The sequence below is a fragment of the Stenotrophomonas sp. Sm6012 genome (assembly GCF_030985895.1).
GTDB classification, from domain to species: domain Bacteria; phylum Pseudomonadota; class Gammaproteobacteria; order Xanthomonadales; family Xanthomonadaceae; genus Stenotrophomonas; species Stenotrophomonas forensis.
Window position 1 is genome coordinate 1 of sequence record NZ_JAPTFX010000200.1, and the last position, 6415, is coordinate 6415.

At 66.3% G+C, this 6415-nt stretch carries 4 protein-coding genes; 1 reads left to right on the plus strand and 3 read right to left on the minus strand.

All coding sequences use genetic code 11. The features are described 5' to 3' along the window. Positions 1 to 439: 439 nt before the first annotated feature. The 3 genes from O0J73_RS21000 to O0J73_RS21010 all read right to left on the minus strand — a co-directional run bounded on the left by O0J73_RS21000 (position 440) and on the right by O0J73_RS21010 (position 3644). Complete coding sequence (locus O0J73_RS21000) at positions 440 to 2158, minus strand: thiamine pyrophosphate-dependent enzyme (protein ID WP_308309561.1); 1719 nt, start codon at positions 2156 to 2158, stop codon at positions 440 to 442. 109 nt (positions 2159 to 2267) lie between these two features. Continuing rightward, complete coding sequence (locus O0J73_RS21005; protein WP_197563598.1) at positions 2268 to 3125, minus strand: SH3 domain-containing protein; 858 nt, start codon at positions 3123 to 3125, stop codon at positions 2268 to 2270. 36 nt (positions 3126 to 3161) lie between these two features. Further along, positions 3162 to 3644, minus strand: a complete 483-nt coding sequence (locus O0J73_RS21010) for a DUF3574 domain-containing protein (RefSeq protein ID WP_004154455.1) — start codon at positions 3642 to 3644, stop codon at positions 3162 to 3164. A 217-nt stretch (positions 3645 to 3861) separates the two neighbouring features. Between O0J73_RS21010 and O0J73_RS21015 the strand changes: the two genes are divergently transcribed. After that, positions 3862 to 6297 carry a TonB-dependent receptor gene (locus O0J73_RS21015; RefSeq protein WP_308309562.1) on the plus strand — a complete coding sequence of 812 codons (2436 nt, stop codon included), beginning with the start codon at positions 3862 to 3864 and terminating at the stop codon, positions 6295 to 6297. Positions 6298 to 6415 lie beyond the last annotated feature (118 nt).

The following is a 6415-nucleotide window of genomic DNA, read 5'->3' on the forward strand; positions in this document are numbered from 1 at the left end:
CACCTCTGACAGATTCCGGCGGCTGTGGGTAGGTGTCGACCTTGGTCGACACGGTAGATCCACGCCATGCGTGGATGCTTTTCGATTCCAATTCGAAATATTCGATTCCGATGGAAATTCATCCACGCATTGCGTGGATCTACTGCAGATTGCGGAAATCTGTCGAAGGCGGGGTGGGTCCGGTTGCGGGGGCGTGAGCCGCATGGATGCGGCGACCGAGCTTACATGGGTGAGGGCGCTTTGCTTGCGAAGCACCGCTTCGCAAGCGCCCGAACGCACAGCCGCCAGCGGCTGGGCCGGGCCCCGGAGGGGGACTTGCAGCGTCCCCCGCAACCGGACCCACCCCGCCATTCCACGGATTGCCCGCTTTTGACGTTGCGGTTGCCGTTGATGTTGATTCGGCGGGTGCAGGGCGCAGCCCTGCATCAAACCCACCCCGTTACTTCTTCAGGAAGTTGTCCACCAGCAGGTGCTTCACATCGTCGAAGCGGCCGTTCAACACCGCCTTGGCCGCATACAGCGCAGTACCCGCGACCTGCTTCGCCTCGATCTGCGGCGGCATCACCAGCTCCGCGCGGCTGGTATGCACATCCAGCAGCGCCGGGCCGCGCTGGGACAGGAAGTCCTGCACCGCATCCTCCAGATCCTCGCTGCGGGTGACGGTGCGGCCATGGAAGCCGATCACCTCGGCCAGGCGGCCGAAATCCGGATTTTTCAGGTCGGTGTAGTTGTCCAGCAGGCCCTCCACCTTCTGCTCCAGCTCGACGAAGTTCAGCGAGCCGTTGTTGAACACCACCACCTTGATCGGCAGGTTTTCCTGCACCGCTGTCAGCAGGTCGCCGAGCAGCATCGCCAGGCCGCCGTCGCCGGACAACGAGATCACCTGCCGTCCCGGGAACGCCTTCTGCAGGCCAAGCGCCTGTGGCATCGCGTTGGCCATCGTGCCGTGCAACAGGCTGGTCAGCGTACGGCGGCGGCCGTTGACGCGGATATGCCGCAGCACCCACACCATCGGTGAGCCACCGTCGGCGGTGAACAGCGCATCGTCCGTCGCGTATTTCGACAACAACGCCGTCAGGTGCTGTGGATGGATCAGCTCGCCCTCGCCCGGCTGCTCTTCCTGTTCGCGCTTCTTCAGCGCCTTGTCGCGGCGCTCGATGCATTCGTCCAGGAAACTGCTGTCCTCGCGCGGCGGCAGCATCGGCAACAAGGCGTCCAGCGTCGGCGCGATGTCACCGACCACGCCCAGGTTCACCGGATGGCGGCGGCCCAGATGGCTGCCGTCGCGGTCGACCTGGATGATCGTGGCCTTGTCCGGATAGAACTGGCCCCACGCGAAATCGGCACCGAGCAGCAGCAACGTGTCGCACTCCATCAGCGTGTGGAAGCCCGATTCGATGCCGAAAATACCGGTCATGCCCATGTTGTAGGGGTTGTCAGGCTCGACGAAGTCCTTGGCGCGCGAGGTATGCGCGACCGGCGCCTGCAGGCGCCGCGCCAGTTCCAGCAGCTGCGGGTGTGCGCCCTGGCAGCCGGCACCGGCGTAGATGCCAATGCGCCTGCCCTGCCCCAGCAGCTCGGCGATGCGCTGCAGTTCAGCGTCGGACGGACGCAGCACCGGTTGGGTGTAGTGCACCGAGAACGGTACATCGTGCTTTACGTCGGCCTCGCTGATGTCGGCCGGCAGGATCACCACCGCCACGCCGCGGCGGCTGATCGCGGCCTGGCAGGCCAGCGCCACCACGCGCCGTGCCTGCGCAGGGCTGTGCACCTGTTCGCAGAACACCGTGCAGCTGCCATAGACCGCCTTGAAATCCACTTCCTGCGGGAACTCCATGCCGAGCTCGCTGGTGACGATCTGGCTGGCGATCAGCACCATCGGCGCGCGATTGCGGTTGCTTTCGAAGATGCCGTTGATGAAATGCAGGCCACCGGGGCCGCAGGAACCCGCGCAGGCGGTCAGTTCGCCACTCACCAGCGAATCGGCACCGGCAGCGAATGCGGCCACTTCCTCATGCCGCACGTGCACCCAGGCGATGTCACTGCCATGCATCGCATCGGTCACATGGTTGAGCGTATCGCCCACGATGCCATAACAGCGGCGGACGCCTGCCTGCTGCAGGGTGTCCACCACGATTTCGGCCACGCGCTTGCTCATCGGATACATCCTCGAACGGGGGAACGTCCGAGGCTAGACCCGGGGAAGTGATGCCTCCGTGGGCAAATCGCGCATCACCTCGATGTGCAAACTGCGGACGGATGTCCGGTCAATCGTTGACGTTGATCCAGCCCAGCACCGCGCCGTGTTTGGGATTCTGGTAGCGCAGCTTCATCCAGCCGTCCTGTTCATCCAGCATTTCCACACGGTCGCCCTGCACCAGGTAACGCGGGGTGCTGGATGCGCCGGGCTTGTCGAACAGGAACAGGCGCGCGGGCACCACGGTCGCCTGCTGACCACGCAGCGGCCCGCCGGGCGGTGCGCCCAGGCCATCGGCGATGGCGGTCTCCAGCACCTTTCCAGCGGGGTCATAGGTCCGCCAGACCGCCAGCGGGCCCTGCTCGTCGCTCTGCTCCCAACGCAGCGCGGCGTTCAGCGTGTCGCCCAGCATCAGTACGCTCTCGGCGCGGTACAGATAGAGCTTCGAACCTGCAAACCGATACTGGTCGGCGTACCACATCGGGCCGCTGCGGCAGCTGCTGGTGAGGGTGCGGCTCGCACGATCGACCGTCAGCCCCATCAGGTCACCGCAGCTGTCCTTGCCGTGGGTTTCAGCCTGCAACGCACGGAACCCGCCACTGGCAGGATCAAAGCGGTACACCGCCACCGCTTCATTGACCATGCCCACCGATGCGCGTGCGACCAGTTCCGGGTAACCATCGAAGTCGACATCCTCCAGACCCCACCGCGAATTGCCGTCCGCATCCGCTGCGCCGGCCAGCGTCTGGCGCTTGCCCGACGGCGAAAGCTGCACCGCGATGCTGCCATCCTGCTGCGGATCGGCGTGCGCCTGCACGTGGGCGGCCACCTGGAACCGCAGCGTTTCGCTGCCGTCCCCGCCCGCCTGCGCGGCCGGGGCCAGCACGCCTGCCAGCACCACGCCCAGCACCCACTCCCTGCAATCCATCATCGCTCCCTGCGGCACCGCGGCGGCACCTTCAACTCAGAACGATACCTCGACCGGCTGCCGCGACCACAGCACCGACTGATGCTTGGTCTGCTGCTTCCAGGCCAGGCGGATCGCCTCGATGTCGGCCCGGCGCTGCGGGGTGTCCTCGTGCAGCACCACCAGCACCTTGGTGCGCAGGCGGTTGGGCGAGGCATCGCCGCGGAACAGCCACTGGCCGTAGGCATCGAACACGGTCAGGCCATCCGGGAAGCGCGGGGTCACTTCCTTGTCCAGGAACGCGCGCCACTGCGCCTCGCTGATGGTGTCGGCCTGCGGACGGCTGCCTGCGCCCTGCTCTTCGCCCACGCCGAAATACAGCTCGCTGCGCACCCAGCCGTGGCCGTCGGACGGGCGTGCCGCATCGCCCTTCAGTTCGGCGGTGGTGGCCGTGGCGTACGCACTGGGCGCCTGCGAGGACAGGCTGGCGCAGCCGCTGGTGGCCAGCAGCACGGCAAAGACGAGGCCAAGGTGTTTCATCGGTACAGCTCCGGACAAGAGGGGGGACAAGGCGAGCCGGCAGCGTACAGCGCCACCGGCCCGGCGTGCTGATGCCAACCGGGCATCAGCTCATGCCGGACCGGCAGGGGCTTGCGTCGGCACCGGCCATCACGCGAAGATAATATATCGCTTCATCCGGATGGATGTAAGTGAAACTATCTCCCCCTTCCCCGTCGTCGTTGTTGCTGGAGCCCCCATGTCCGCCCGCCTGCCCGCGTCGCCGCTCGGCCTCGCCATCACCCTCGCGCTCTCCTCCGCCGCTGTCCCGGCCCTGGCCCAGGACGCCACCAACCTCGACACGGTGATCGTCACTGGCACCCGTGCCGCCGACCGCACCGTGCTCGAATCCACCTCCCCGGTGGACGTGCTCACCGCCGAGGACATCCGCAAGGCCGGCGTGGTCAACGGTGAACTGGGCAGCGCGCTGCAGGCGCTGCTGCCGTCGTTCAACTTCCCGCGCCAGTCCAACTCCGGTGGCGCCGATCACGTGCGCGCCGCGCAGCTGCGCGGCCTGTCGCCGGACCAGGTGCTGGTGCTGGTCAACGGCAAGCGCCGCCACCACACCGCGCTGGTCAACACCGACAGCAAGATCGGCAAGGGCACCACGCCGGTCGACTTCAATTCGATTCCGGTCAGTGCGATCAAGCGCATCGAAGTGCTGCGTGACGGCGCCGGAGCGCTGTACGGGTCGGACGCCGTGGCCGGCGTGATCAACGTGATCCTCGACAACGGCGGCGACGGTGGCGAGCTCGAAGCCAGTTACGGCGCCAACCACACCGACCTCAAGCCGATCGGCCGCACCCTCACCGATGGCCAGACCGGCAACATCAGCGCCAAGGTCGGCACCGTGCTGGGCGAGGACGGCGGCTTCCTGCGCGTCGGCCTGGAGTACAAGCATCGCAACGGCACCAACCGCGCCGGCTTCGACCAGATTCCGCCATGGGACCAGACCCCGGACAACCTGGCGTTGCAGGGCAAGCGCAACTACGTGCTGGGCGATGGCAAGAGCAAGGACATCAACCTGTGGCTGAACACCGAGATTCCGGTCGGCCAGACCTCGACCTTCTACGCCTTCGGCACCTTCAACCAGCGTGACACCGAAGGCGCGAACTACTTCCGCTATCCCGATGGCGATGCCAACTGGAAGCAGGTCTATCCGAACGGCTACCGGCCGATCTCCGAAGGCGAGAACCGCGATGTGCAGGCGGTGGCCGGCATGCGCGGCCAGTGGGGCGAGTGGAGCTATGACGGCAGCCTGGATTACGGCCAGAACGACTTCACCTACCGCCTGCGTGATTCGCTCAACGCGTCGCTGGGACCGACCAGCCCGACCCGCTTCAAGACCGCTGATTACGAGTACGCGCAGACCGTGGGCAACCTCGACCTGAGCCGTGTGTTCACCCAGAGCGACAGCATCAGCCACACGCTCGGCCTGGGCGTGGAAGCGCGACACGAGCGCTACCAGACCCGCCCGGGTGACCCGGCCAGCTACGCTGCCGGCCCCTACACCGACCGCCCGACCGGTTCGCAGGCCGGTGGCGGCCTGACCCCGCAGGACGCGGCAAACCTGTCGCGCGACGTGGCCAGCGCCTATGCCAGCCTGTCCAGCCAGTTCGGCGAGAAGTTCTCCACCGACCTGGCTGCGCGCTACGAGCACAACGACGACTTCCGCGGCGAACTGACCGGCAAGCTCGGCCTGCGCTACGAATTCACCCCGGCGTTCGCCCTGCGCGGTGCTATTTCCAACAACTTCCGTGCGCCGTCGCTGGCGCAGATCGGCTACGAATCCACCTCCACCGGCTACAACGCCGGCGGCCAGCTGGTGCAGGGGCGCCTGCTGTCGGTCAACAATCCGATCGCGCGCGGCCTGGGTGCGCAGAACCTGAAGCCGGAAAAGTCGATCAACACCTCGCTGGGCTTCACCAGCCGCATCGGCGAGCACTTCGACCTGTCGCTGGACTTCTTCCAGATCGACATCGACGACCGCATCGCATTGTCGGAGAGCATCACCGGTGACGCACTGACCGACTACGTGGCGGCCAACTACGGTGTCAGCGGCCTGCAGAGCGCCAGCTTCTTCGTCAACGCCGCCGACACCCGCACCCGCGGCGCCGAACTGGTGAGCAACTGGCGCCAGTCGCTGGGCGATGGCCAGCTGTTGCTGACCGGCACCTACGCCTACACCAAGACCACGTTGAAGAACGTGCTTGCCACGCCGCCACAGCTGCGTGCACTGAGCCCGGACTACGTGCTGTTCGGCATCGAAGAGACCAATACGCTCACCGATGCCACGCCGCGCACGCGTGGCAGCGTCTCGGCGGCGTGGAGCAACGACCACTGGTCGCTGAGCACGCGGGTGAACCGCTACGGCAGCGCTACGCGCGTGTTCAACTTCGGTGATGGCTACATCCCGCGCCAGACCTACCAGGCCGAATGGCAGCTGGATGCGGAAGTGGAGTACCGCATCACCCCGCGCTGGAGCGTGGCCATCGGCGGCCAGAACCTGACCGACAACTACCCGGATCGATCCAACAGCGATATCCACTACTTCGGCAACCTGCCGTATGACGTGCTGTCGCCGATCGGCAGCAACGGCGCGTACTACTACGGCCGCGTCCGCTATACCTTCTGATTCACCAGCCCGGTAGTGCCGGCCGCTGGCCGGCAACCGCGAGGTGCATCCATGGGCCATGAAGTTGCCGGCCAGCGGCCGGCACTACCCCGATTCGTAGCCTGACCTCGACCCCACG

Coding starts and splice junctions, on each gene's coding strand:
- O0J73_RS21010 (WP_004154455.1), bottom strand. CDS start 3,644: ATGAAACACCTTGGCCTCGTCTTTGCCGTGCTGCTGGCCACCAGCGGC.
- O0J73_RS21015 (WP_308309562.1), top strand. CDS start 3,862: ATGTCCGCCCGCCTGCCCGCGTCGCCGCTCGGCCTCGCCATCACCCTC.
- O0J73_RS21005 (WP_197563598.1), bottom strand. CDS start 3,125: ATGGATTGCAGGGAGTGGGTGCTGGGCGTGGTGCTGGCAGGCGTGCTG.
- O0J73_RS21000 (WP_308309561.1), bottom strand. CDS start 2,158: ATGAGCAAGCGCGTGGCCGAAATCGTGGTGGACACCCTGCAGCAGGCA.